General features: G+C 67.4%; 22 protein-coding genes. 8 read left to right on the top strand and 14 right to left on the bottom strand.

Going from position 1 to position 26508, the window contains the following annotated elements:
• Together K8V84_RS14300 and K8V84_RS14295 are read left to right on the top strand one after the other, a co-directional pair.
• A partial coding sequence (locus tag K8V84_RS14300; protein ID WP_369696631.1) for an acyltransferase family protein occupies window positions 1-280 on the top strand: 280 nt, incomplete at its 5' end.
• A complete protein-coding gene (locus K8V84_RS14295; protein WP_304074924.1) occupies window positions 277-1929 on the top strand; it encodes an AMP-binding protein in 1653 nt (550 codons plus the stop codon). The genes K8V84_RS14300 and K8V84_RS14295, both read left to right, overlap by 4 nt.
• A 115-nt stretch (window positions 1930-2044) precedes the next feature.
• Here the strand turns inward: K8V84_RS14295 and K8V84_RS14290 are convergent, their stop codons facing one another.
• The 9 genes from K8V84_RS14290 to K8V84_RS14250 form a co-directional block, all read right to left on the bottom strand.
• Window positions 2045-3199: an acyl-CoA dehydrogenase family protein gene (locus tag K8V84_RS14290; RefSeq protein ID WP_304074921.1), complete on the bottom strand. Its 1155-nt coding sequence runs from the start codon at window positions 3197-3199 to the stop codon at window positions 2045-2047.
• A gap of 9 nt (window positions 3200-3208) precedes the next feature.
• A complete protein-coding gene (locus tag K8V84_RS14285) occupies window positions 3209-3961 on the bottom strand; it encodes an SDR family NAD(P)-dependent oxidoreductase (protein ID WP_304074918.1) in 753 nt (250 codons plus the stop codon).
• On the bottom strand, window positions 3954-4844 hold the full coding sequence (locus tag K8V84_RS14280; protein ID WP_304074916.1) for a phytanoyl-CoA dioxygenase family protein: 891 nt from the start codon (window positions 4842-4844) through the stop codon (window positions 3954-3956). The genes K8V84_RS14285 and K8V84_RS14280 overlap by 8 nt, the downstream gene beginning before the upstream one ends.
• A 6-nt stretch (window positions 4845-4850) precedes the next feature.
• Window positions 4851-5135: an acyl carrier protein gene (locus K8V84_RS14275; RefSeq protein WP_304074915.1), complete on the bottom strand. Its 285-nt coding sequence runs from the start codon at window positions 5133-5135 to the stop codon at window positions 4851-4853.
• A 41-nt stretch (window positions 5136-5176) separates the two neighbouring features.
• Window positions 5177-6541: a condensation domain-containing protein gene (locus K8V84_RS14270; protein ID WP_304074913.1), complete on the bottom strand. Its 1365-nt coding sequence runs from the start codon at window positions 6539-6541 to the stop codon at window positions 5177-5179.
• A gap of 33 nt (window positions 6542-6574) precedes the next feature.
• Entirely contained in the window at window positions 6575-8176 is a 1602-nt protein-coding gene (gene cmdF / locus K8V84_RS14265; RefSeq protein WP_304074910.1) for a tyrosine 2,3-aminomutase, read from the bottom strand.
• A complete protein-coding gene (locus K8V84_RS14260; protein ID WP_304074906.1) occupies window positions 8173-11109 on the bottom strand; it encodes an AMP-binding protein in 2937 nt (978 codons plus the stop codon). The genes cmdF and K8V84_RS14260 overlap by 4 nt, the downstream gene beginning before the upstream one ends.
• 16 nt (window positions 11110-11125) lie before the next feature.
• Window positions 11126-12526, bottom strand: a complete 1401-nt coding sequence (locus tag K8V84_RS14255) for an NAD(P)/FAD-dependent oxidoreductase (protein ID WP_304074904.1) — start codon at window positions 12524-12526, stop codon at window positions 11126-11128.
• A 128-nt stretch (window positions 12527-12654) separates the two neighbouring features.
• Window positions 12655-13881, bottom strand: a complete 1227-nt coding sequence (locus K8V84_RS14250; protein ID WP_304074901.1) for an acyl-CoA dehydrogenase family protein — start codon at window positions 13879-13881, stop codon at window positions 12655-12657.
• 243 nt (window positions 13882-14124) lie between these two features.
• On the opposite strand from K8V84_RS14250, the gene K8V84_RS14245 reads away from it, so the two are divergent.
• A complete protein-coding gene (locus K8V84_RS14245) occupies window positions 14125-15507 on the top strand; it encodes an extracellular solute-binding protein (protein WP_304074898.1) in 1383 nt (460 codons plus the stop codon).
• Window positions 15508-15618: 111 nt separating this feature from the next.
• Here K8V84_RS14245 and K8V84_RS14240 read toward each other — a convergent pair whose 3' ends face one another.
• Genes K8V84_RS14240 through K8V84_RS14230 form a run of 3 tightly spaced genes read right to left on the bottom strand, consistent with a single transcriptional unit; the run spans window position 15619 to window position 18979 of the window.
• Window positions 15619-16317 carry a DUF2306 domain-containing protein gene (locus K8V84_RS14240; RefSeq protein WP_304074895.1) on the bottom strand — a complete coding sequence of 233 codons (699 nt, stop codon included), beginning with the start codon at window positions 16315-16317 and terminating at the stop codon, window positions 15619-15621.
• A 3-nt stretch (window positions 16318-16320) separates the two neighbouring features.
• Window positions 16321-17448 (bottom strand): DUF2855 family protein, encoded by a 1128-nt coding sequence (locus tag K8V84_RS14235; protein ID WP_304074892.1) that lies wholly within the window; start codon window positions 17446-17448, stop codon window positions 16321-16323.
• Entirely contained in the window at window positions 17420-18979 is a 1560-nt protein-coding gene (locus K8V84_RS14230; RefSeq protein WP_304074889.1) for an FAD-dependent oxidoreductase, read from the bottom strand. The genes K8V84_RS14235 and K8V84_RS14230 overlap by 29 nt, the downstream gene beginning before the upstream one ends.
• Before the next feature lie 218 nt (window positions 18980-19197).
• Here K8V84_RS14230 and K8V84_RS14225 point away from each other — a divergent pair, with 218 nt between their 5' ends.
• Window positions 19198-20064 carry an LLM class F420-dependent oxidoreductase gene (locus K8V84_RS14225; RefSeq protein ID WP_304074888.1) on the top strand — a complete coding sequence of 289 codons (867 nt, stop codon included), beginning with the start codon at window positions 19198-19200 and terminating at the stop codon, window positions 20062-20064.
• Window positions 20065-20104: 40 nt separating this feature from the next.
• On the opposite strand, the gene K8V84_RS14220 is transcribed toward K8V84_RS14225, so the two are convergent.
• Both K8V84_RS14220 and K8V84_RS14215 read right to left on the bottom strand, forming a co-directional pair.
• Window positions 20105-21349: an RNA polymerase sigma factor gene (locus K8V84_RS14220; protein ID WP_304074926.1), complete on the bottom strand. Its 1245-nt coding sequence runs from the start codon at window positions 21347-21349 to the stop codon at window positions 20105-20107.
• Window positions 21350-21450: 101 nt separating this feature from the next.
• Complete coding sequence (locus K8V84_RS14215; protein ID WP_304074886.1) at window positions 21451-22218, bottom strand: thioesterase II family protein; 768 nt, start codon at window positions 22216-22218, stop codon at window positions 21451-21453.
• Window positions 22219-22456: 238 nt separating this feature from the next.
• Here K8V84_RS14215 and K8V84_RS14210 point away from each other — a divergent pair, with 238 nt between their 5' ends.
• From K8V84_RS14210 to K8V84_RS14195, 4 genes are all read left to right on the top strand, one after another.
• Window positions 22457-24361 (top strand): VCBS repeat-containing protein, encoded by a 1905-nt coding sequence (locus K8V84_RS14210; protein ID WP_304074884.1) that lies wholly within the window; start codon window positions 22457-22459, stop codon window positions 24359-24361.
• A gap of 95 nt (window positions 24362-24456) precedes the next feature.
• Window positions 24457-25374: an enediyne biosynthesis protein UnbU gene (locus K8V84_RS14205; RefSeq protein WP_304074883.1), complete on the top strand. Its 918-nt coding sequence runs from the start codon at window positions 24457-24459 to the stop codon at window positions 25372-25374.
• Between the two features lie 26 nt (window positions 25375-25400).
• Window positions 25401-26036: a hypothetical protein gene (locus K8V84_RS14200; protein WP_304074881.1), complete on the top strand. Its 636-nt coding sequence runs from the start codon at window positions 25401-25403 to the stop codon at window positions 26034-26036.
• Entirely contained in the window at window positions 26033-26476 is a 444-nt protein-coding gene (locus tag K8V84_RS14195; protein WP_304074875.1) for a hypothetical protein, read from the top strand. Before K8V84_RS14200 ends, K8V84_RS14195 begins: the two co-directional genes overlap by 4 nt.
• Window positions 26477-26508 lie beyond the last annotated feature (32 nt).

Here is a 26508-nt window from a genome sequence, read left to right as displayed (position 1 = left end):
GTCACCCAGGTTCATGGTGGCCTTCCTCAGCAACCCGGTGATGACGTACTTCGGACGTATCTCGTACGGCGTCTACCTGTGGCACATCGCGATCATCTACTTTTACGCGGGAGGGCTCTTCGACGCCGGGGGCTTCGTCGAACTGATGTCCGTCGTTCTGGTGGGCAGCGTCCTCGCGGCCACGGTGAGTTACTTCCTCGTCGAGGCCCCCGCCATGCGTCTCAGGGAACGGTTGGGGCAGGCCACGGTCAAGCCGAGCGTCATGGTGGTCGAACGATGAGCATGGGGCATCACTCGCGGAACGGCGCACAGCACAGTTACGACTCGGGTGCCTCGGACCGCTCCCTGGTAGGGGGGACGATCGGTGAGGCGCTCGACCGCGCGGTCCGGGCCCACGGTGACCGCGAAGCGTTCGTGGACCGTGCCTCGGGCACCAGGTTGACCTACTCCAGGCTCGCCGAAGAGGTGGACGCGGTCTCCAAGGCCCTTCTCCGAATCGGGGTGCAACGAGGAGACCGGGTCGCGTTGTGGGCGCACAACAGTTGGAAGTGGGCCGTGGTCCAGTACGCCGTCGCCGGTGTCGGGGCGGTCCTCGTCAACGTCAACCCCGTCTACACGATGGGTGAACTCTCCTACGTGCTGAAGCACACGGGCACTCGTGTGCTCCTCACGGCCACCGCCGAGGGCGGGACGGACCACGTGGCCGTGGGGGAGCGAATGCGCCACGACATTTCCTGCCTGGAACACGTGGTCCTCTTGGACGAGGCCTGGTCGTGGTTCCTGGCTGCGGGCCACGCGGTGTCCCACGCGGACCTGGCCCGGGCCCGGGCCGGGCTCGACCAGGACGACGTGGTGAACATCCAGTTCACCTCCGGGACGACGGGCCTTCCCAAGGGAGCGACCCTCTCCCACCACAACATCCTCAACAACGGCTTCTCTGTGGGGGAACTGCTCCGTTACACGGAGGAGGACCGGATCTGCCTCCCCGTCCCCTTCTTCCACTGCTTCGGCATGGTGATGGGCAACCTCGCCGCCCTCACACACGGGGCCTGTGTGGTCATCCCCGGACCCAGGTTCGGAGCCTCGCTCGTCCTGGACACGGTGGAGGAGGAACTCTGTACGTCCCTCTACGGGGTCCCCACCATGTTCATCGCCGAACTCGCGGATCCGGGGTTCGACGAACGCGACCTCTCTTCCCTCAGGACCGGCATCATGTCGGGCGCGCCCTGCCCCGTCGAGGTGATGAACGGGGTGGTCGAGCGTATGGGCGTGCACGAGATCGCCATCTGTTACGGGATGACGGAGACCTCTCCGGTCCTGACCCAGACCCGGGCCGACGATCCTGTGTGGCGCAGGGTCTCCACCGTCGGGCGGGTCGGACCGCATGTGGAGATCAAGATCGTGGATCCGCGGACAGGACGCGTGGTGCCCCGAGGGACACCGGGTGAGCTTCGAGCACGTGGTTACTCGGTGATGCTCGGTTACTGGGACGAACCGGAGAAAACCGATGAGGTGATCGACTCCGGTCGGTGGATGCGCACCGGAGACCTCACCGTCATGGACGCGGACGGCTACGTGAGTGTCATCGGTCGGATCAAGGACATGGTCGTCCGGGGCGGGGAGAACATCTCTCCCCGTGAGGTCGAGGAGTTTTTGCACACCCACCCGGACGTGCTGGACGCGCAGGTGGTCGGGGTGCCCGACCACTACTACGGTGAGGAGCTGGCGGTGTGCCTGCGCATGGCCCCGAATGCGGCACCCCTGTCCGAGGAGGACCTGCGTCGGTTCTGCGATGGACACCTGGCCAGGTTCAAGATTCCCCGATACGTCAGGATCGTCGACTCCTACCCCATGACCGCCAGTGGGAAGGTACGCAAGGTCGACCTACGAGAGGAGACCGCGGCTCTTCTCGGACTCGACGGGCGGTAGGTTCCCGCCGCGACCGAGGGAGAACGTCCGACCGTGGGCGATGACACGGTCGGTCGACGCAGAGGCGCCCGTGGACGGTCCTACCGTCCACGGGCGCCTCTGCGCGTGAGGACCGTCAGGGCAGGTCCAGGTGGTGCGCGATCACCATGCGTTGTACCTCGCTGGTACCTTCACCGATCTCCAGGATCTTGGCGTCCCGGTAGTGGCGTGCCACCACCGAGTCGTCCATGCAGCCCTGACCGCCCAGGACCTGGACGGCGTCCCTGGCGTTGTCCATGGCGGCCTCCGACGCGGTGAGTTTCGCGATGGCCGCCTCCTTCGTGAAGGGCTCACCACGCATCATCCGTGAGGCCGCGTGCTGATAGGAGAGACGGGCGTTGTGGACGCGGGCCTCCATGTCGGCGATCCTGAAACGCACGGCCTGGTGGGCCCCGAGCCTGGCTCCGAAGGCCTCACGCTCCCTGGCGTGGCGCACGGCCTCGTCCACGCACCCCTGGGCCACCCCCGTTCCCAGGGCGGCGAGTGTGATCCTGCTGCGGTCCAGAACGGCCAGGAACTGCGAGAACCCTCGGCCCCTGCGGCCCAGCAGGTTCCCTCGGGGCACCCTGCACGCGGAGAGCGAGAGGGCGTGGGTGTCCGACGCGCGCCACCCCAGTTTCGTGTACGCCTCCCTCACCGTCAGACCGGGGGTTGCGGACGGGACGATGATGGCCGAGATCTCCGGCCTTCCGTCCGCACGTTCGCCCGTGACCGCGGTGACGGTGACGAGTCGGGTGATGTCCGTGCCCGAGTTGGTGATGAAGGACTTGTTCCCGTCCAGCACCCACTCCGTACCCTCCTCCACCGCCCGGGTCCGTGGTGCGCCCGCGTCAGAGCCGCCGTGTGGCTCGGTGAGGCCGAAGGCGGCCAGGGCACGCCCCGCGCAGAGCTCGGGCAACCACCGTTCCTTCTGCTCGGAGTCGCCGAACATCGCGATGGGTGAGGCTCCCAGGCTGACCGCCGCGGAAAGCGTGGCCGCCACGGACGAGTCCACTCGGGCCAGCTCCTCCACGGCCAGGCACAGCGACAGGTGATCGCCTCCGCCGCCCCCGTGGCGTTCCGGGAAGGGGAGACCGAACAGGCCCATCCCTCCCATCGTCTCGACCAACGCGTAGGGGAAAGCACCTCGTCGGTTCGACTCCGCTGCCAGGGGGGCGACCTCCTCCCGGGCGAATTCGCGAACCTTGGACCGCAGACCCTCATACCCCTGTTCCGAACTTCGGTGGCTCACGTCGCCTCCTCAAGCCGGGACCGAGGAGGTGAGCCCGCCGTCCACGACCAGCTCCTGTCCGGTGACGTAGGCGGACCTGGGGGAGAGGAGGAACGCGACGGCCTCGGCCAAGTCCTCCGGAGCACCGACGCGGCCCAACGGGACCTGGTCCTTGAACAGGTCTCGTACCTGCTCGCTTCCGGTGACCGACTCGAACATCTCGGTCCGAACGTGCCCCGGTGTGACCGTGTTGATCCGGACGCCCCTCCCGGCCAGGTCGGGAGCGATGGAACGGGCGAGGTTGAGCACCGCGGCCTTACTCGCCGCGTAGAGCGCTCCGGTCGACATCCCCCTGTGCACGAGCCAGGAGGCGTTGAGCACGACCGAGGACCCCTCGTTCAGCAGGGGCAGGGCCTTTTGGACGGTGAAGAACGAGCCCTTCAGGTTGCTTCCGACGATGAGGTCGAAGTCCTTCTCGGTGGTGTCGGACACGGAGGCGTTGAGACCGATCCCCGCGTTGGCGAACACGCCGTCGAGCGTCCCCCATTCCCGCCGGACGCGCTCGACCGCGCTGTCGAGGTCGGAGACGCTGGATACGTCCGCGGGGACGGCGAGGACGCGCTTCCCGGAATCGAGGCTCTTCCGGGCGGAGGCGAGCCGGTCGGCGTCACGTCCGACGATGGCCACACGCCCACCTTCTTCGAGGACGTGGCGTGCGGTGGCCAGGCCGATACCACTGCCTCCGCCGGTGACGAGGACGGTCCGGTCTTGGAACTCACTCATGGTCTGCCCTTTCGTGGGGGTCCTGTCGGGAGATGGGGGTGGTGCCCGGGAGGCGGTCGTCCAGGATCAGGCGAGGGTCGTCCATCTCCAGCCACCCGAGCCCTGGAGGACAGCGGTCGTATCCCAGGAGTCGCTGGATTTCCTCGGGCAGGTCCGCGGCGATCCCAGGTGGGACGGCGAGGTACTGGTTCTCCTCCTGGCGAAGGTTGCCGAGGTCGAGAGCTATCGTCAGACCGGTCCTGGGTTCCTCGGAGGTGTTGCGTCCGCCGTTGTGGTAGACACCGCCCTCCCAGATCAGCGCGGAACCCGCGCGCATCCGGGTGGGGATGGCCTCCGATGTTTCGGGTGCCCGCTCGTCGTCCCAGTGGTGACTTCCCGGGATCACCTGTGTGCCACCGTTCTCTTCGGTGAAGTCGCTCATGGCGAGCATCAGCTGGAGACGGCTCACCGGGCCCGGGTGGCCGCGCAGGTGGAGGGCGTCGTCTCGATGGAGGGGTTGTTTGCCCTGGCCGGGACCGATCTGGATGACCTGTGTGCCGCTGATCTGGATACCGGGGGTCACCTCGACCCGGGACCTGCCTATCCACATCGACCGCGGTCGCTGCATCAGGGCGCGGGCGGCGCCCAGGTAGAGGGGTTGGGTCACCAGGGGGTGGACGTGGGGCGTACGGGCGAAGAGGGAGGAGAGGCGTCGCGTGCGCGTGCCGTTGTACCAGTCACCGCAGTAGTCGGTGGCGTCGAGGGAGGGACCGAGGTCCTCCCAGAGCCCGGCGAGTGTCGAGGGGGAGACGAAGTCCTCCACGATCGCCCCACCGTCCCGCTCCAGCGCGGCGACGAAGAGGTCGAGATCGGTATCGGGCCGGAACCGGGTCAGTTCTCGCATCCTGTTTCACCGCCCCTCGGCCCGAGCGCCGTCACCGGAGCCCTCCAAGCCTTGGAACACACTCCTGGTCAGGTGGGTGAGATCGGGATCCTCTTCGAAGAGATCACCGACCTCGATCTCCACACCGATCTCCTCGGCGATCCTGGAGGTCAGACGCACGGCCTTGATGGACTCACCGCCCAGTTCGAAGAAGGTGGTCCCGGCCGGGCCGGTCTCCCCGCCCAGGACCTCGTACCAGATGGTTTCGACCGCCCGGGACACGGAGGCGGGATCGTTCGTCCTGATACTCATCGTGTTTCCTTTCCAGTGGTCATGGTGTGGAAGGCCCACGTTCACCGAAGAGGCGCGTCGGGTCGGAGGACGTCGGACAACGCGCGGCGGAACCCGTCGACCCTCTCCCGCGCCGAACGAGCGGTGAACAGGTTGGTGTTGTGGCCGAGGTTGCCGACCATCTCGCCGTCGGCGGAGATCTCCAACTGCAGCATCGCCCCGTCGGGGATGTCGGTTCCGGAGTCCTGGGACAGCGTCTTGCGCTGGATCTTGCGGTAACGCAGCCCCCCGGCACCCTCGGGGTCGTCGGCGACGAACGCGGACTGGAACACTTGGAAGGCGCAGGGCGCGGCCCGGTCGCCCGAGGCGGTGGCCATTAGGTTCGGGGCCTCGGCCATGACCTCTGGGAACGGGAGTTCGTACCTGTAGGAATCGAGGCAGGTACGGCGGGTCCGTTCGAGGACGTCCCGGTAGCTGAGACACCCTTCGATGTCGGTGCGCAGGGGGACGAAGTTGAAGAACGCGCCCACCGTCTCGTGGAACTCGGCCTGGTTGCGGCCGGAGGCGAAGGTCGGCACGACGATGTCCGTGCTCGCCGTCTGGCGGTACAGGAGTACGTTGTAGGCCGTCAAGAGGACCATGAAGGCCGAGCTCCGGTGGCTCCGCGCGAGTTCGAGCACCTGTTCCGTGACCTGCGCGTCGATGGTGAAGCGGTGCCAGGCCGTCGCCTTGGGCAGACCGGCCGATCGCGGGTGGTCGGTGGGCATCGGCAGGAGACGCGCGTCGCGCAGGGATCGTCGCCAGTACTCCCGGGCCCGCTCCAGACGCTCGTGGGGCCGGTTGAGCTCCCACTCCAGGAAGTCCCGGTACTGGGGGGCCGGCGCCGGCCAGGTGCCCCCGGCTGTGAGAGCCCCGTAGAGGGCGGAAAGGTCGCGGATGAGGAGTTGCATGGACCACTCGTCGGCGACCGTGTGGTGGGCGACCAGGACCAGGACCGAGTCCACGGCGTCGAACCTGCCCAGCACGGCACGCAGGAGCGGAGGGCTGTCGACACGCTGTGGCCGCAGCTCGAAGCCCTGGACCAACTCCTCGGCCCGGGTGTCGCGTTCCTCGACCGGGTATCGGGCCAGGTGGAGTACGGAGAGTTCGGGAGCGGTCGGGGGATGGATCACCTGGTACCCGCCCTCGGACCGTACGAGGGTGGTGCGCAGGGACTCGTGCCGTTCGACGAGGTGTTCCAGCGCTCTCGCGAGCCTGTCCTCGTCGATGGGACCGGTGAGCCGCCACGCGCACGCGATGTTGTAGGTCGGGCCGAACGGCCCCTCTTCCTCACCACCATCGAACATGGAGAGGAACCGTTGGTTCAGAGAAAGGGGCAGGGCCTGGGGGTGGCCCTCCGTCGGTGCCTGTGTAGGGGAGGGGGTCACAGTGGTCCTCCTGCGGGGGGTTGGAAGGGTCGTTCATCGGAGTTCGGTGCCGCCACGCCGTACCGCGTCGAGCAGAAGCCCCTCGCGCAGGAACGTGGCCACCGACTCCAGGTCGTCCGACATGTAGCGATCCTGGTCGAGCGCCGGAACGAGGGATCGCAGCGCCGTGTACGCCGTTCGTCCCGCCGGGCCGAGGTCTCCTGCACGCTGGGAGACGTCCACAGCCTGGGCGGCCGCGAGAAGTTCCACCGCCAGGACTCGGTCGTTGTTGTCGAGGACACGGCGGGCGTTGCGGGCCGCGATGAGGCCCATGCTCACCACGTCCTGGTTGTCGCCGTTGGAAGGGATGCTCTGCGTACTGGCGGGCGCTATGGTCCGGTTCTCCGCGACCAGGGCGGTCGCCGGATACTGGGCTCCGGCGAAACCACTGCTGAGACCGGGGTCGCCCGCGACCAGGAACTCCGGAAGGCCCTCGCTGAGGTGACGGTTGAGCAGACGGTTGGTGCGACGCTCGGAGAAGACACCGAGTTGGGTCAAGGCGATCGTGGTGAAGTCCATCGCGAAGGCCACCGGTTGTCCATGGAAGTTGGCACCGTGGAAGATCTCCTCCCCCTCGAAGAAGAGGGGGTTGTCGTTGGCGGAGTTCAGTTCCGTCCGGACCCGCAGACCGGCCTCGTACAGTGTGTCCCTGACCGCTCCCAGCACCTGGGGAACGGCACGCAGGGTGTAGGCCTTCTGCATGTACACGTCACTACGGCTGACGTCGCCCCGCGCCTGGCACTGTGCCTGTCTGCGCAGTTGGGAGTGGGGCAGTGCGAGGCGACTGCCCTCCAAGAGCGCCCGCATGTTCGCGGCCGTGTCGATCTGGCCCCGGTGCGGGCGGGCGATCTCGTGTCCCTGGGCCAGGAAGGGGCCGGTGGAGGCCCGCAGGACCTCCACCACCAGCCCGGAGATGATCTCCGCCTGGCGGATCTGGTCCAGCGCCCGCTGTACGACGAGTCCTCCCAGGCCGGTCATCGCCGAGGTGCCGTTGATGAGCGCCAGACCCTCCTTGAAACGCAGCTTCAAGGGTTCGATGCCGAGTTCCCTCAGCCGGGGCCCTGTGGGGGTGGGCTCATCGTCCTCCAACAGGTAGCCCTCACCGATGAGGGTTGCGGCGACGTGGGCGAGCGGGGCCAGGTCGCCGCTGGCACCGAGGGACCCCATCTGGGGGATCGCGGGGACGAGATCCCGGTTCAGGTAGAGGGCGAGGCGTTCGACGACCTCGGCCCGGACCGCCGAATATCCCTTGGCGAGGGCGTTGAGGCGGGCCGCGACGATCGCCCGGGCCTCCTCGGCGGAGAACAGGGGGCCCACTCCGGCGCTGTGGCTGCGTACCAGGTTGGTCTGGAGTTCGACCTCCTTGGAGGTACCGACGAGCATGTAGATCATCTCGCCGTATCCCGTGGTCACCCCGTACACGGGAACACCCGAGTGCACGGTCTCCTCGAACATCCCTCTGATCCTGGTGATCTTCTTCAGGGTGTCGGCCTCCAAGACCGCCGATGCCCCTCCACCGGCGATCCGCACCAGGTCGCTCAGACCGAGACCTTCCCCGTCGAAGCGCACCGGGCGTGTCTTCTCTCGCAGGGTCATGTCGTCCCCCTCATGCTTTCGTCCTTGTCCGGGACGGATGTACGTCTTCTGTTGTCCAAGGCGCGCCGGTCCACCTTTCCGCCGAGGTTGCGTGGCATCACCGCCAGCACTTCGAAGGTGATGGGCGGCGTCCTGTGTCCGAAACGGAGCCTGAGGGCGCTCCGCCAGGCCCGTTTCTCCTCCCGGGACACGCCTTCGGGCCCGGGCGGGGTTTTGGGGATGATGTAAGCGATCAACCGGGTGGAGGAACCGTCCACCTCCCGTACCGGGAGCACCGCGCACTCCCGTACCGAGGGCGACTCGGCCAGGGTGTTCTCCAGTTCTCCCGGTTCAAAGCGCACACCACCCACCTTGACCTGGTCGTCTTCCCTACCGCGGTACTCGAGGGAACCATCCCAGCGGCGAAGGGCCAGATCCCCGGTGCGGTGGTAGCGGTCCCCCGGACGCGCGTCCTCGGCCAACGCCTCCACGGATCCGAACACCGCCGACCCTTCGTCGACGCCCAGGTATCCGGGGGTGACGTAGGGACTGCGGACGACGAGGCGACCGACGACGCCGTCGGGACACGGCCTGTCCTGTTCGTCCAGCACCGCGACCTGCCTGCCGGGGATGGGCGAACCGATGGGGATCGCTCCGTGTACCTCGCCGGTGACCTCGTGGTAGGTGGACAGGATCGTCTCCGTCGCCCCGTACAGGTTGACGATGCGGCTGTGGGGCAGGGCATTGCGAAGACCCGTGACCAGTGCTCCATCCAGGGCTTCACCCGCCAACAAGAGGGACTCCAGCCGCAGTGGGGGGTCGGTCGGTGCCCGATGCGTCAGAGCGCTTGACAGGGCCCTGGCGAAACTGGGCACCGTTTGGAAGAGGGTGATCCCCTCCAGTGCCAGCCATCGGGCCACGCCTTCGGGATGCGTCCTGAGTTCCTCGGGAACGGGATACAGGGTCGCCCCCGAACACAGCGCGGCGAACGTCTCGCACAGGGCGGCGTCATATCCGGGGAGGGCCCACTGAGCCACCCGTGAACCTGGACCCAGCCGGAACTCTCGTGCCAGCCAGGCGGAGAACTGTGACAGCGCGGCGTGGGACTGAGGGATGCCCTTGGGTGTTCCGGACGACCCCGAGGTGTATGCCACGTAGGCGGTGGCGTCACCATCGACCATCGGCCGATGAGGCCGACACTCGCGCGCGAAGGGTGGGTCCCGCTCCGGGGCGGGGCCATCGAGGTCCACCACCTCCACGTTCGGATCGTCCCTCAGCAGACGGGTCCCGGCGTCGTCCTCCACCCCCGAACCCAGCAGCAACCTGCTCGGACGCAGACCTTCCAACAGTTGGACACCGTGTCGACCCATGTCGTGCCGGGTGAGGCAGACGACGTGGGCGTCCGCCTCGAGCACACCGAGCACCGCGGCCACCTGTCGCGGGCCCGAGGGGGCTCGTACCACGACCGGAGTGCCGGTCACCGGGCCGGCGTCGGTCAGGGCCGCACGTACCGTCGAGGCCTCACAGGCCAACTCCTCGTAGGTGAGGGTCCGCCCCGACTGGACGACGGCGGGTGCCCCCGGGTGTTCTCGGACACGCGTCGCTATGGCCTGGTGTACCGGGGTGGGGGACGTGAGGACCTCCGTGGTCCGGTCCGTCGCACGAAGCCGGGCGACGGTGTGTTCGGGGGGCTCCAGAAGTAGGGAGGACAAGGGGGCGTCCGGTGCGCTCAGCGCGGACGCCAGGAGATGGCGGAGCTGTGCCAGGACGCGTTCCGCCGAACTCCCGTCGAAGCGGTCGGACCGGTGGAACAGACTTCCCCGGAACCTTCGGCCGGGATCCAGGACCAAGGCGAGATCGGCTGTCGCCGACACCTCGGGGGCGAGGTCGTCCACGCCGGACCGCGACCACAGGGTCGTCCCCCCGAGTTCCAGGCAGTGCTCCGGTCCCCGTTCCGGGACGAACACGAACGTGTCCGGTGCCCGGGACACCGACTCCGGGAGCATCTGGGACGGAAGAGCGCCGTGTAGGCGTACCTCGTGGCAGGCCTCGTCCACTCGACGGGTCAGGACCCGGAAGGACGGGGCCGCGGCCGTCATGACATGGACGGGAAGGACGTCGTCGACACGGCCGATCATCTCCGTGTGATCGTGGGGTGGACGGCCCTCCACCGGCAGGTGCACGACGACGTTCTCCGAACCCGAGTAACGGCCGAGGAGGACGTGAAGGGCGGTCAGGACGAGCGTCGACGACGACGCCCGATCGGCCTGTGCCGGGAGCATCGTGTCGAAAGTCCCGCTCCAGTCGAAGGGAACGCTCCCGAACATGGGGGAGGGGACGGGGGGTCGACCGCGGTCTGCGGGCAGCAGACAGTCGCCGGACGAGTGCGGTGAGGCGGCCCACCACCGGCGTAGCCGGAGACACTCCCGCGTTGCCTCCCAACGTCGTTGCAGCTGAGCCTGTCGGGCGTAACGGGGCGCGGGCGCAGGGAACGCCAGGTCCAGGGGGGTCCCATCCAGAACGGCCCCGTACGCTCGTCCCAGTTCCCGAAGGAGGACGGTCACGGACCGGTCGTCGGCGATCGTGTCGTGGAGTCTGAGAACCAAGGTGTGCCGGTCGTCACCTCGCTCCACGGCTTCGAGGGTGGCGGGAGGATCGGTGCCGGGCCCCCCACCGGTGTTGCGTAGGTCACGGACACAGTTGCCGACCGGTTCGATCACCTGGGCGGGGCCACCGTGGACCTCGGTCAGCGTGGTCCTCAGCACGTCGTGCCGGTGGAGCAGGGCCTCCCAGGCGCGGGCCACAACGTCGAGGTTCAGTGGGCCCGCTCCGCTCAGGGTCAGGGTGCGGTGGAGCATGGGAGCCCCGGCTCGGGCACGGGACCAGGAACGTTCCTGTGCCCAGGACACCGGGGTGGTCACCGTGTCCAGGTCGGACCGCGAAGGGCGGATCATCATCCCGTCGGCCCCGTCAGCGCGCCGTGACACCACGCCGGGCGGGCGTGGGGATGGAGGCGGGTCTTCCACGCGGAACACGCCGAGGGTAGGGGCGGAGGAGGTTCCAAAGGACCCGAAGGACCAGGGCGGGCCGCATGAGGCTCTCCGGCCGGTCCACCATGCCGGCGGCGCGCATGTAGCTCGCGGTCACCACGCCGTCCTTGGCCGAGGCGACCTGGACCGACTTGAGATAGAGCTGCTGGGCGCGGATGGCCGGAGTACGGTCGCCCTCGACCCCCTCGAACCCGAGGTCTACGACATGGGTCATGTCCCATGGTGGGTCGATCACGTCATCGGCCAGGTCCCGGAAGTACTGGAGGGGCTGTGGCGCCGCGCCGGTGTGCAGATGGTCCCGCATCGTCAGGGCGGCGAGCGCGGCCACCGTCATACCCTGGGCGTACACGGGGTTGAAGCAGCAGACGGCGTCGCCCGTGACCAGGAGACCGTCGGGCAGACGTGACATCGACTCATAGCGGCGCCGAAGAGTGGTCGGGAAGCGGAACGCCACCGGCTCGTCCAGGGGCTCGGCGTGTTCCAGGGCCTTCCTGATGTCCTGGGTGGACAGTGTCCCCAACCAGTCGTACAGACCCTGCTGATCGGTGGGCGGGTGGTCGCCCAGGATCCCGTAGGTGGTGAGTTCCACCCGGTCTCCGTCCGTCTTGGTGAAGATGGCCCCACGCGGTAGTTCGGGGGAGGCCACGGGGTTGATGGACAGGTCATCGCCGTAGGGGTCCCTGGTGAGCCGATAGTGCTGGGTCACGTATCCGAGACCGATCCTCTTGCGATCCTCCTGGACCTCGGGGTATCCGAGGGCGGTGAGCCACAGGGGTGTCCGGGAGCCGCGTCCGGTGGCGTCCACCACCAGGTCCGCGGTGATGTCCTCCTCATGCTCCGACCCGGCGCGCTGGACGCGGACCCCGGTGATCCTGCTGTTGTCGGGTGTGGCGGTCAGCCCGAGGATGTCGTGCCGTTCCGCGAAGGAGACGTTCGAGAACGCCTGGGTGCGCTCGCGGACGTGACGTTCGAGCATCGGTCGACTGGCGGCGACGCACACGAGCCCCGCCTTCTCCTGGACGACCGGTCTGCCCCTGAAGTACCAACGGACGTTACCGGCGAGGTCGCCGGTGGGGACCCCGTCCGCGAAGAGCTCCTCGGTGATACCGGGGTACAGTTCCTCCATCGCCTCCTGACCCCGGGCGAGGAGGCCGTTGATGTGCCGGCCCTGAGGACAACCCCGACGGACGGTGTCGACCCCCACGAGCGTGTCACGGTCGACGATGAGCACCTCGTCGTAGGAGTCCGCGAGGACCCTGGCCGCGAAGAGCCCGGCGATACTGCCGCCGAGGACGACGGCGCGCGTTTTCTGATCACCCATGGAAAACCTCTCCCTGAACTCGGATGGCGCTCGGGACGTTGCACCACTTTTCTGTGTTGCGAACCGGACCGCTTCCCATCCCTTATTCTTCGGAGGGGTCGATTCTTTCTGCGTCTTCTGAAATGCCCTCAAGCATTCTCGTGATCGATTTCTCCGAGAAAACGAGCACGGGTGAACTCTCTGCTCGCCATGGATTCCAGGACGGTGGAGAAACCCGCGTGACTGCGCATGGTCGACATGTCCCGCCACACCCTCTCGACGCGCTCCCCATGACGGACGGCGCTCGAACCCGCCTTGGGGAACAGATGGGATTGCACGGCCCGCCAGGACGCACGCGCGACCTCACGGCAGATGGTGGCGATGCGCCACTCGAACTCCTGGGTGAAGGTCCCGGGGCCGCGTTCGCACGCTTCCCGCCAGCGCGTGATCGAATGGGAGAGGGCGGCCTCCGCCGCCGCGATCATTCCGGCGGCCTCCCCGTACCAGTACTGGTGGTCGGGGTCCTGGTACCTGGGGACGATGGGGGGGAAGGAGGTGGTGCGCTCCCGCATCAGGACCTCGTACGCGTCCAGGGCCGACTGGGCCATCCCCACGGCCAGGACCGCGCTCTCGATCAACATGAAGCTGAGCGGACCCCCACGGTACTGGGGGTTCTCGTGGAGAAGGTTCCCCGGAGTGTCCGTGGAGACCCGGCCCTGACTGAGGTGGGTCTTCAGGACCAGGTGTTCGGGGAGATCGGCACCCTCCATGCGGATGCTGTGGGAGCCACTGCCCCTCAGCCCGAGTTGGTCCCCCCAGTCGTCCAGCCGCACCCAGCTTTCCCGGGGAGCGACGAAGAGCAGGGTCACCGGTTGCTCGCCCGTGGGAGGATGCCAAAGGGCGTGGCCCATGAAGTGAGTGGCGTAGGGAGCTCCCGAGCAGTACTTCCAGGTGCCCTCGATGCGCCAACCTCCATGGGGTAGCCGTTTCGCGACCCCCGAGGGCATGACGGTGTTCGGGCAGACGAAGTCCCCTCCCGCGAACATCTCCCGCTGCGCGCGTTCGCCGAACAGGGTGGCTGCCGGAAGCGCGTGTGCGGCCCCCAGGCAGTACATCCACCCGGTCGAGGGGCAGGCCCTGGTCAGGGTGAGCACTACCTGGAAGAAGGTGCCCACGTCGACCTCGTGTCCACCATGGCGACGAGGGACCAACAGACGATAGAGTCCCGCGTCCCGGAGCTCTTCATGCGTGTCGGGCGCGTAGTAGGTCCGCTCCTCCGTCTCGGCCTGGCGCTCGTGGAGAGAGTTCGCGATGGCCTGAGCCCTCTCGACGAACACCGACGGTTCCGTGAGCGACCCCTCTGTTCTGGTGGTCATGACCCATGCCTTCCGAATCGGGGGTATGGCGGTGTGGGGAGGCGGGCCCCGGCACACCGGGCGTGGAAAGCCTCACACCGTCCGTGTCATGGGTGCGTCTCCTGGGTTGCTTGGGCTCTTCGGTCGAAGGCCGACGTCGAACGGCCGGTCCACTCAGCAAGACTGAGGACGTCGGGGATCCCTGGCCCGGGGACGATGTCTGTGCGTGTCCGTTGGTTCCCCACGGAGGGCAGGAGGAGGGTCATGCGTTCCACGAACGAGGGCATCGGGGCCGGAGGGAGGGCCGGGGTGGTCGGACCGGACGGTGAGGTGGTCGTCGACGTACTGCTCTCGGACTACCCGTTTCCCGGATTCCTCGACCCGCTGCGCGCGGGCGCCGCCGAGTTCGAACGGAGGTACCCGGGAGTCCGGGTCATGGTCAGGTCCGTCGGGTACGAGGAGCTGCCCGCCCAGGTGGCCGAGGAGGCCGCCAAGGGAAGTCCTCCGGCACTCGCGAGTTACTACACGGGCGCCTCCCGCCAGGCCATGGACACACTGAACTCGGAGGGTGCCGCCCTCTTCACCCCGGTGGAACGGGCACTCGCCGGTCGTTCCCACGTGTGGGACGAACCCGTCACCACGGGTGACACGGTGGCCGCGGCACGAGGCTTCCTCACCTACGGCGGTGAACTCATGGCGGTGCCCCTGGGGCTCTCGACCATGGTGCTCTACTCCAACAGGACGGTGTTGGCAGAGGCGGGCGTGACCGATGCGCCGCGTACCTGGGGGGAGGTCTCGTCGGTATGCGCTGCCGTCGAGCGGACCAGGTCGGCACGGTTCGGGGTCAGCTGGCCCAACGACGGAAAGCTCTTTCAACAGTGGCTGACACAGGAGGGCGCCCACCTCGTAGATCGGGCCAACGGTAGGAGAGGTCGGGCCGGGCGGGTCCTCATGCGCGGCGGAGAGTTGGAGGAGTTGATCACCTGGTGGCGTGACCTGCACGCCAAGGGGCACTACCTGCACACCGGGGCACTGGAGGACTGGCCGGGCGTCATCACGGCCTTCGCGAAGGGCGAGGTCGCGATGCGGGTCGGATCCTCCTTCGAGGCCGAACACGTGGTCCGTGCCGGGCGCGAGGCGGGGTTCGAGGTCGAGGTGGGTCCTCTCCCGCACAGGGACGGGCGCCCCCCGGTCGGCAACTGGGTCGGAGGCGACGCACTCTGGTTGACGGACGGCCTGGACGAGCGTACCCGCGACGCGGCGCTGGCCCTCTCGATGTACCTCACCCGTCCCGAGGGTGTCATGACGTGGCACAAGGCGTCCGGTTCCTCACCCACGACCGGATCCGCGCTCCGGTCCCTGGAGGCGGAGGGTTGGTTTCGGGAACGACCCCACCACGCGCTTGTTCGAGATCGCCTCAGGGCCTGCGAAGGACCTCGTGGTGCGCACGCCCCGATCATCCCCGGCTCCCATGGCGTCCAGAGCGCGCTGATGGAGGCGATGCGTGAGGTCCTCACCCACGGGGTGGAGCCACGCGGGAGGTTCCGTCAGGCCGAGGCCCGGGCCCAGGCGGCGCTGGAGGAGTACAACGCGACCGTTACGGCGCCCGGCCCCCGCGACCCCCGATGGGCGATGGTCGGCACGTGAGGAGTGGAAGGGACTCGGGGCCACGGACCGATCGTCCGTGGCCCCGCCGGTTGGTCGTCGATTGCACGTTCGCGCGCGACCGATCCGATCACACGCGTACTCGACGATCACTCAGGTGGCACGCCGAGGAACGGGGTCCACCTCCCGGCCGGCGGTGCGTTCCAACCACCATTGCGCCACGATGACGTTGACCACCCAACCGAGCCAGCGCGCGGCCTCGGAGACGTAGGAGAAGTCCACGGTCCAGGGGGAGAACAGGAGCCATCCCCAACCGATGGCGAAACCCCAGATCACCGCTCCCCAAACGATCGCGAAACTGTACGTCATCCAACGCCGGTGTTCGGCGTAACGGCCTTGGACCGCGCGTCTCCAGCCGATGAGGGCGGCCACCGACCACAGCAGCGCGGACGTCGCCATGCCGATGCCGCCCGCAGGGAAGGCCACGGGGAACATGGCGAGCGCGAGCAGGGACGAGGGAAGGGCTCCCGCGAAGACGTACAGACGGCCACTCCACCGGTGCGTCCCGGGATGGTTCCTGCGTAGCCACGGCCACGACTGGAGGACCAGGGTCACCAGCGCCACGGTCCCGGAGACCACGTGGCCGACGATCAACCAGTAGTGGAGGGGGAACTGTAGTTCGATCCTCGAATAGGACGGGTCCATCCGAACGTAGGGATGGATCTGTACCGCGAGGTAGAGGGCCACGATCACGGCCAACGACGTGACCCAGACGGTCTCGGAGACCTTTCGTCCCTTCGATCCTCCGGGTGAGGAGGAACCGTCCTCGACCTGTGAGGGGTTACGCAACATTCTCTATTCCTCGTTCCGGTTTCCAGGAGGGTCGCTCGGCCTCGGTTCAGGGACGCATACGTCTCCGGTGAGAGGGGAGGCGGGTTCGTTCAGCAGATCGCTCCACGCGGTCACGATCTCTCGGGGACCCCTACGGTGACGGACCCTCAGCCAGGAGCGGGCCTCACGGACGAACCGTTCCTCCGCTTCCACGTAGGCCCTCCGGTAGGTTCCGGGGCCCTCCCGTTCCTCACGCTCGGCCTCCCTGTCCGGGGTGAAGAAGATCTCTGGCCGGGGGTCGTGCAGGTCGGGTGGTTCGATCCGGGCCCGCGGGTGTGTGTAGCCGACCAACGCCGTGTGGAGGATGTCGCCGCCCAAGCGTCGGTAGACGTTCGAGATACGCTCCTCGTCCCCACTGAAATCCACGAACACGGTGGGCGCGGGCAGGAAGGCCCGGTCGAGTTCCTCGTAGGCGAGGACACGGTTGTAGACGTCCATGCTCCGTAGGACGTCCCTGCGTTCGGGCGCCGTCAACCCCAGGGTCACCAGGTCGTCTCCTCCTTTGAGGAGGTCGACCAAGCCCAGGGCGGTCCGGGAGGAGGCACTGGTGACCACCAGGGAACGTGCCCCCTTCCCGGAGAGTTCGGTCACGAGTGCGGCCACGTTGTAGGAGGCCGGATAGAGGGGGCGCAGGAGGGTGCGTAGGTCGTCCTCCTCTCCGGGGCCCCGACACCTTCGGTGGGTCAGGTACCACGGGTGCAGGAAGGCGCGTTGTGGTGAGTCGTCCAGGAGGTGGTCGGTGCGGGAGCGCACGGTCAGCGTGTGGTGGCTGCCCATGGGAAGGTAGCCGAAGTGACGTCTTCCGACAGGCACTTCCGGGTGTCGTGATTCCACGACCCTGGAATAACCCCAGACCGGTACCCGGCCCCAACCGTCAGGGGCGGGAAAGGCGTCCCAGAAGGGAAGCTCGGAGTCACCCAGACGGGCATAGGTCACGTTGTTGGCCGTCAGGCCGAAGCGCTCCACCCGCAGTCGGACCTGTTCCGGCCTCAACGGGAGGGGGTTCTCCCGGACGGTCCGTGTACGGGAAGGGTCCTCACGGCGCACCAGCACGGCCCAGGGATCATCGGGCACCATGGTCTCGCTCCCCACCACTTTCCTCCGGGAGCCCGATCGAGAGCGAGTGGCGAAAGAGGTCCCCGGGGTCGTAGCGTTCCTTCACCCTCTGGAGTCGGGGATAGTTGTCCTTGTAGTAGAGGTCGGTCCAGGGGACACCGGACCGGTTCCAGACCGGGTCGGCCAGGTCCTTGTCGGGGTAGTTGATGTACGAACCGTCGGTGGAGTCATCGGGCACGGGGACTCCACCCGTGGCCGCGTACACGTCCCGGTAGAACTCCCTCAGGTGCCGGATGTTCCGCTCGTCCTCCGCGGCCGAACCCCAGACGGACATGTAGGCGGCCTTGAGGATCGAGTCCCGTTGGGCTGTGGCGGTCCGGTGCGGCTCCACCGTGTTGACCCGTCCCCCGTAGCCGATCAGGATGAGCTGTGACTCGTGCGGCTCGTCGGTGGTCAGGTGACGGCGCACAGTGGAGACCTGTCGATCGGAGAACCCGCGGCGCATGTAGGCGGCCTTGATCTTGATCCTGCGGGTCTCGGAGTCTCCCGGGTCGCCCCAGCCGGGATAGGCGGCGAACTCCAACCAGGGCCGTACGGACTCGACACGTGCCGGTGAGGGATCGACTCCGGAACGAACGCCGTCGAAGAAGCCGTCGAGGACCTCGGTCACCCCGGGAACGTCGTCGTCGGCCATCGCGCCGACCATCAACCCATGGCCCCCCAGGGGGGACGCGTGCAGGAAGCCCGTGATGTCGGTTCCAGGCGAGCCCGGAGAGCTGTTGTTCTCGAACCAGGAACCGAAGTTGGACAGCAGACGCCCGAAGGTCTCCTCGTCCAGGGACTCCCAGGGCCACATCTCGGCCCGACTACGCCACATCCTGGGGGCCGGGGGCAGGATCTCGCCTGGACCGGTCTTGCCGGGTTCGGCGCAACGCAGCCAAAAGCGGGTGACGACGCCGAAGTTGCCTCCCCCTCCACCGGTGTGCGCCCACCACAGGTCGTGGTGGGGATCGTCCGGATCACGAGTGCCCACCACGAGTTCGGCGTTGCGGTCCTCGTCCACGACGACGACCTCGACCCCGTACAGGAAGTCGACCACCGACCCGTACCGTCGGGACAGGGGCCCGTATCCGCCACCGATGAGATGGCCTCCCACGCCGACCTCCGGACACTCCCCACCGGGGATGGTCACGCCCCAGCCCTTGAACAGGACGCGGTACAGGTGGCCGAGGGTCGACCCCGCCTCCACGACGAAGGCGTCACGTTCTTCGTCGTAGCCGACATGATCCATCTCCGACATGTCCAAGAGGACCCGGGCCCTGGGGTCGGCCGCGAAGTCCTCGAACCCGTGTCCTCCGCTGCGCACCGCGATCACCGACCCCGACCGGGCCGCGGCGCCGACGACGGACACGGCCTGCTCGGCCGTCGTGATGACGTGGATCTCCTCCGGGCTCGCGGAGAATCGATGGTTGGCGCCTCGGAGAAGACTTTCGTAGCGGGGGTCGCCAGGCCGGATGGCGGAGAAACCGGCTGTCCTGGGCACGGCGGAGATCGCGTCGTGTTCCACGTATGAACCTTCCTGGTCCGGCGAGTGTGCGGTGTGAGGCCGGAAGCATCGGCCAGGACAAGCCTGCGTACCTTGTGGGATCGCTGTCTTCTCCAGCGATGCGATCCTGGTGGCCCGTGTACCGGCGCAAGCCAGGAGTCGTCCGACGCGTGGCCCGCCCCGGATGATCGAGTGGTGAAGGAACGTCGGTACTGGAGGGCGACATCGTGCAACTGGGTGTGGAGATCGCGGATTTCTCATGGGTCGGCGAGGACGGGAAGGCCCTGGAACGGTTGATCGACATCGCCGAGACGGCGGACTCCTCGGGCTTCTCCCTGATCGGGGTGGGTGATCACCTGTGGCAGGCCCCGCACGCGGGTGGCCCGGAGCGACCCCAACTCGAATGCTTCACGACCTTGGCGATGATCGCGGCCCACACCACACGGTGCCGCTTGGGGCCCGTGGTCGCCGGTGTGCACTTCCGTTCCCCCGCGCTCCTGGCCAAGATGGTGTCCACCCTCGACGTCCTTTCCGGAGGGCGTGCCGTCCTCGGACTGGGCGCCGGATGGTATGAGGAGGAGGCAAGAGGGCTCGGAATCCCCTTCCCCTCCCTCGCCAGGCGTTTCGACATGGTGGAGGAGACCCTTCGGATCTGCCTGCGGCTGTGGACCGAAGGGGACGACCAAAGCCCTCACGAGGGAGAGTTCCATCGACTGGAACGGCCCTTGTCACGGCCGCTGCCGGTGTCCCGATCTCACCCTCGGATCATGATCGGAGGGCAGGGCGAGCAGCGCACGCTGCCGCTGGTCGCCAGGTACGCCGACGCGTGCAACCTGTACCCTTCACCCGACCTGCCCGAAAAGCTCGCCGTCCTGCGCAGGGCGTGTGATGAGGTGGGTCGGGACTACGAAGAGATCGAGAAGACCTGCATCATGGAATTCGGTGTCGAGCGTGATGGCACCGGTGCCCAGGAGACCATCGAACTCTTGCGCGCAATGGCCGAAGCCGGGATCACCACCGCGATCGGTATCCTCCCCGCGGACGACCCGGCCGGGCATGTCGCCCGTGTCGCGGAGTACGTGTTACCCGAGGTCGCCGACCTGTAGGAGGTGTTCGGCGGGTACCACCTCCACCCGGACGGAGGGCTCAGTGGTCGCGCTCGGCCGCCAACCGCTCCTCCAGGAAATGACGCTCGGCCTCGTTGTCGCTCAGATCGAGCGCATGACGGTAGGCGGTCATGGCCTGACCGTGGCGTCCCAGACGGCACAGTAGGTCGGCCTTCACCAGGGGGAGGTACCGGTAGGAGGATAGCTCGCCCTCGTCCTCCAACTCGCCGATCCGTTTCATGGCCTCCTCGGGGCCCTCCACCCGGGCCAGGGCCACCGCGCGGTTCAGGGCCACCACCGGGGAGGGCCACACCTTGCAGAGCTCGTCGTACAAGGTGAGTACCTGAGGCCAGTCGGTCTCCTCCACGCTGGGGGCCTGGGCGTGCAGGGAGCTGATCGCCGCCTGGAGGGTGAACCTTCCGGGTGGGCTCAGCCGTAGTGCGCGCACGACCAGCTGGTGTCCCTCCTCGATCGCCGGCCGATTCCAGGCCGAGCGGTCCTGTTCCGCGATAGGCACCGGCTCACCTCTGTCCCCGACACGGGTGGGGCGACGTGCGTCGGTGACGAGCAAGAGCGCGAGAAGGCCCATGACCTCAGGTTCCGTCGGCATGAGCAGGCGGAGCATGCGTGCGAGATCGAGGGCGCGCTCCACGAAGTCCACCCGGACGAGATCGTTTCCCGAAGGTGCTGTGTGACCGTTGGTGAAGAGCAGCAGGATGACGTCCAGGACCGTGTCGAGCCTGGCGGGAAGATCCTCGGCCGGCGGCACCCTGTAGGTGATACGGGCCGCGCTGATCTTCTTCTTGGCTCGAGTGATACGGGCCGCCATCGTGGTCTTACCGACCAGGAACGCCTGGGCGATGTCGCTGGTGCTGACTCCGCAGACCAGCCGTAGGGTCAGGGCGATCTGCGCGTCCCGCTCCAGCGCCGGGTGACAGCAGGTGAACACCAGCCGCAGCCGGTCGTCGAACACGCTGTGGGAGGTCTCGTTGTGTTCGGGGGGGTCCGGCTCCACCAGCAATGGCAGTTTCGACCGCAGGTGCTGTTCGCGCCGCAGGAGGTCCAGGGCTCGTCTCTTGGCGACCGTGGTCAGCCACGCGCCGGGCCGGTCCGGTATCCCCTCCTGCTCCCAGGTGTCCAGAGCACGGATGTAGGCGTCCTGGACGCACTCCTCGGCGAGGTCGAAGTCGCGGGTCACGCGGGTCGTGGAGGCCAGGACGTAGGCCCACTCCGTGCGGTGGGCCTCGGAAACCGCCTGTCGTATCGCGTGACTGTGCTCCTGCACGCTCAACACTCGACTCCTCGCGGCCGAACAACTGGAAACCGGAGTGACCGATGGTACCCACGATACGCCGATCGGCTTTGCCTGACTCGCTTCGAAGTCTGTTACGTGGCTTGTTCGACTCCCGAAGACAGGTGACGCGTCAGGCGTCCCAACTCCCGACTCACGTCCTCTCCCTCCAGCGGGAAGAAGTGGGTTCCCGGAAAGGACCTGATCATGGGAGGTGAGGGGAGTTCCGACGCCCACGACCCGGCCTCGTCCTGGGACAGAGGGTCGTCGAGGCCGAACCACAGATGGTGTCGTGCCCTGGAACCCGACCTCCTCTCGGGACGTACGTAGGTGTCGAACAAGTGGAGGTCCAGACCGAGGAGGGTGACCGCCTCGGCCACGGCCACGGAGTGTCTCGTCGTCTCCTCCGGCAACCTGCCTCCGGAACGGAGCTCATGTTCCAGGGACGCCGGGGATCGAGTGGTGAAGGGTTGTTCGGGGTGCGCGGCGAGGGAGGTGGCCCTGCTCGGGGAGGGAGGGCCCGAGAGCACCACTTCGCGTATCCGCCGCAGGGGAACGGCCGACATGAGGCTGAGCAGTGAGTGCGTGATCAGAGCCCCCAGGCTGTGCCCGTACAGGACGGTCGGACGGTCCGCCCACGCCTCCACCACCGGCAGCAGACCCTCGACCGCCTCTACGTAGACCATGGGGGGCGTGGTCCTTCGTGTGCCGGTCGGCCCGGGCAGGAGCACGGAGCATTCGTTCGGCAGGTGACGTGCGACCGGGAGCAGGGACAACGGGGTGGCGCCGGCGTAGGGGAACAGGACGACTCGTACGGGCGCCTCCGGGTCGCCGACCGCCAGGTGACCTTCGAACGTGTGCATTCTGTATCCCATTTCCTCATCGGGTGGTGATCGAGGAGGAATGGTGCCTTCGGGTGTCGTTGGTTGTCTACCTATTTCATGCTCATCCTCGCAAACGCCGTAAGCTTCTGCTTTATTTCACTTTCCCAGTGTATTTTAACAGGGTGGAGCATGACCGCAATTATGAATATTGAGTTCGCTCTAAAGGTCTTCGAGGATCATTCTGATAATCCTATTCTCCGGTGACCAAGGAGCCCCGATGCGGTTGATGTATCGCCTGGCGACGGTGGCGTTGGCCCTCGCGATGGTGGGTGCGGTGGGAGCCATGACCATCCGTCCCGTACCGGGCGAGACCGAACAGGCCGAAAGGGCCGCGCCCTTCGCCTTCGAGACGCTCGCCCTCAACTCCGAGCCCGACGACGCCCGTTACGAGCGGGAGGTCGCCCCCGACCTGGGCCACTTCAGGGGGTGGATATCCGCGGTCGGCGCGGGCGGGGCGCTCCTGGACCTGCGCTCGCTGGGCAAGTCGGCGGACGTCTGCCTGGTCGACCCCCGAGACGACAGTGTCACCCTGCGCAACGCGCCCGGGAGCGGTGAGGACGACTACCCGGTGGTCGAGCTGCTGCCCGAGGGGCTGCCCTACGACCACACCATGGCACCGATGGGGTGCGTGCCCGCCGACCTGGACGAGGACGGCGACCTCGACGTGATCGTCTACTACTGGGGCCGCTCCCCGGTCCTGTACATGAACACGGCCGGCCCGGAGGCCGTTCCGGCCCCGGAGAACTTCACCGCCCACGAATTGGTCGAGCCGATGCAGATCTGGAACACCACCTCGTTGAACGTCGCCGACGTGGACGGTTCCGGAAGCCTCGACATCCTGGTCGGTAACTACTTCCCCGACGGAGCACGGGTCCTGGACCCCGAGGCCGATGACGAGACCCGGATGGAGATGCAGCAGAGCATGGGTCTGGCCACCAACGGGGGACGCAACCGTCTGCTTCTCACGGAGCCGACCGGTGAGGCCGACACCCCGCCCGTCATCTCCGACGCCAGCACGGCCATCCCCGAACGCGCGACCACAGCGTGGACGCTCGCCATCGGGTTCCAGGACCTCACCGGTACCGGGGTCCCCGACATCTACCTGGGCAACGACTTCGGCAACGACAGTCTTCTGGTCAACCACTCCACCCCCGGTGACGTACGGCTGGAACTGCTCAAGGGCGACCGGAACATGACCACCCCCAAGTCCCAGACCGTGGGTAACGGGTCCTTCAAGGGCATGGGTGTCGCCTTCACCTATCCGGACGGCGCAGGGTTACCGATGATCGTGGTCAGCAACATCACCAGCCCCTACGCGCTCCACGAGAGCAACTTCGCCTTCGTACCCGAGGGGGACGCCTCCCAACTCCTCGACGGCGCGGTCCCCTACGACGAGAACAGTGAGGAACTCGGACTGGCCCGCAGCGGATGGTCCTGGGACGTCAAGGCCGGCGACTTCGACAACGACGGCACGGACGAACTGTTCCAGGCCACCGGCTTCCTCAAGGGTGAGACCACGCGCTGGCCGGAACTCCAGGAGATCGCGATGGGCAACGACCAGTTGTTGAAGAACCCTTGGGCCTGGCCCAACTTCGAGTCGGGGGACGACCTCTCCGGTCATGAGACCAACCCGTTCTGGGTGCGCGGGGCCGAGGGACGATACGACGACCTGGCCGAGGCCGTGGGCATCGCCGAGTACGACGTCACGAGGGCCTTCGCCTTCGGCGACGTCAACGGCGACGGTCTGCTGGACGTGGTGGTGGCCAACCAGTGGGAGGACTCCCGGCTGTTGCTGAACGAATCCTCCGAGGCGGGACCCGGTGTGGTGCTCCGACTGGTCCGGCCCGGGGCCGGGGGAGAGGAGGCCCTGACACCGGCGATCGGCGCCGCCGTCCGCGTGGACACCGAGGGCCATCCGCCCCAGGCCAGGGAGCTCTTCCACGGCAACGGGCACGTGGGGGTCTCCGACTCCATCGTGCACCTGGCCGCGCCCGAGGGAGACCTTCCGATCGAGGTTTCCTGGCGGGACGGTACCGGGACCGACCACCGCGCGGAACTGGTGGTGGAAGCGGGCACCCACACTGTGCTCCTCGACGACGACGGAACGGCGGTTGTCCGATGACCGTGACCGGATCCCAGAACGAGACCACCGCAGGGTCGGGACGGTCGACGGGCGAACCCACGACCACGCCGCCGCAGGTTACGGCCCCGCCCGCGATGGACCGACGTATCAAAGCGCTGCGCATGTTCGCCACGTCGATCACCGTCTTCACGATCCTGGGACACCTGTTCTTGGGTTTCGAACAGTCACCGATCACCCCCATCGTGGCGGTGCTGTTCGGCTACGCCCTCGACCTGGTCCTGGAGACACTGGACGCCCGGGCAGCCGGGCGCGCGCCCGGCTACGCCGGAGGGTTCGCCCGGACGATCGACTACCTACTGCCCACCCACATCGCCGGGCTCGCGTGCGCCATGCTGTTGTGGGGCAACGCCTCGCTGTGGCCGTACCTGTTCGCGGTCACCATCGCGGTGAGCAGCAAGTACCTCTTCCGTCTCCCGGTCCGGGGTCGCCGCAAACACTTCCTCAACCCCTCGAACTTCGGTATCGCGGCCACGCTGGTCCTGTTCCCCTGGGTGGGCATCGCCCCGCCCTACCACTTCACGAACAACACGTACGGCACCGTTGACTGGCTGATCCCACTCGGGATCCTCATGGCCGGGACCATGCTGAACGTGAACCTCACCAAGCGATGGCCGTTGATCCTGGCATGGGCGGGCGGCTTCGCGCTCCAGGCCGTGCTGCGTTGGCTCCTGCTGGACCACATGCTCGTGGCGGCGTTGCTGCCGATGACCGGTGTGGCCTTCATCCTCTTCACCAACTACATGATCACCGACCCGGGAACGACCCCCTCGAAACCGCGCAACCAGATGGTTTTCGGATTCACGACGGCGATGGTCTACGGCCTCCTGGTCACCTTCAACATCGTGTTCGGGCTCTTCTTCGCACTGGTCATCACCTGTGCCCTGCGGGGGATCGTGCTGCTCGTCTCGCCGATGTTCGACCGTGAGGACACCGACTCGTCGCCCCCCGGCGGCCCCGAACCCTCCCTGACGCAAGGCGATGACCGACGGTGACCGAACCCGAGAGAAGGGAGTCGGCCATGGCCGACACGTCCGGAACAGAACAGACCACTGCCCAGCAGACCGATACCGGCGCTCGGCGCGTCGAGCGGAGCCGCCTCGCGGAGCGCTACCGCCGGACCATGGACGTGCTCAACGTGGACCGTCACCGGTTGAGCCTTCAGCTCTACCTGGTCATCGTCCTCGCCCACTGGGCCGAGCACATCGTCCAGGCAGCCCAGATCTACGCGCTCGACTGGCCGATCGAGCAGGCCCGGGGCGTTCTCGGGATGCCCTTCCCCTGGCTGGTGGAGTCCGAGGCGATGCACTACGGATACGCGTTGATCATGCTGATCGGCTTCCTTCTCCTGCTTCCCGGCTTCGTGGGAAGATCCAGGATCTGGTGGTCGATCGCGCTAGCGATCCAGGTCTGGCACCACTTCGAGCACCTGGTCCTGTTGGTCCAGGCCGTCAACGGTGCGTATCTGGGTGGAAACGACGCCCCGACCAGCCTCATCCAGTTACTGATCCCGCGTGTGGAACTCCACCTGCTCTACAACACCATCGTCTTCGCCCCGATGGTGGTGGCGATGTATCTTCACGCACGACCGAACGCGGCGGATCACGAGGCGATGGCCTGCTCGTGCGCCGGCGAGCCGGGCCGGGCGCGAGGATGAGCGCGGGGCGGCGGCAGGGCTCGGCGTTCACCGTCGTCCTGCTCCTGATCGCCGTGTTGATCGTTTCCATGGGGATCTCCAACGTGGAACGCAGCGTGCGCGCCGCGCGGGCCGACGGCACACCAGGGACCTTCACCGGCACCAGTGTGGACTGCGTCCAACACCCCGGACACGAGTCGTGCACCTGTCACGGCACCTACCGGCCCGACGACGGTGGGCCCGAGCGCACCGACGTCTATCTCTACGGTAGGAAGAGCCAGACCTGCCCGGTGGGCGAGGATGCGGCCGCGATCGACGTCGGTTCGGCCAACCGGGTGTATGGGCCGGAGGGCTCCAACGAGTGGATCATGACCGTGGGGGTGATTCTCTTCGGCCTGGGGCTCGGTGGCTGGGCGGGCCGTTCGTGGTGGCGCGGCCCGAGGGCGGAACCGAGGGGCTGAGGCCGAGGCCGTCGAGGGGCGGAGGAGGGCCT

The sequence above is a fragment of the Nocardiopsis listeri genome, from assembly GCF_020741345.1.
GTDB lineage: Bacteria > Actinomycetota > Actinomycetes > Streptosporangiales > Streptosporangiaceae > Nocardiopsis > Nocardiopsis listeri_A.
The sequence above is the reverse complement of the archived record's forward strand: the minus strand, read 5'-3'. Positions and strand labels throughout refer to the sequence as shown.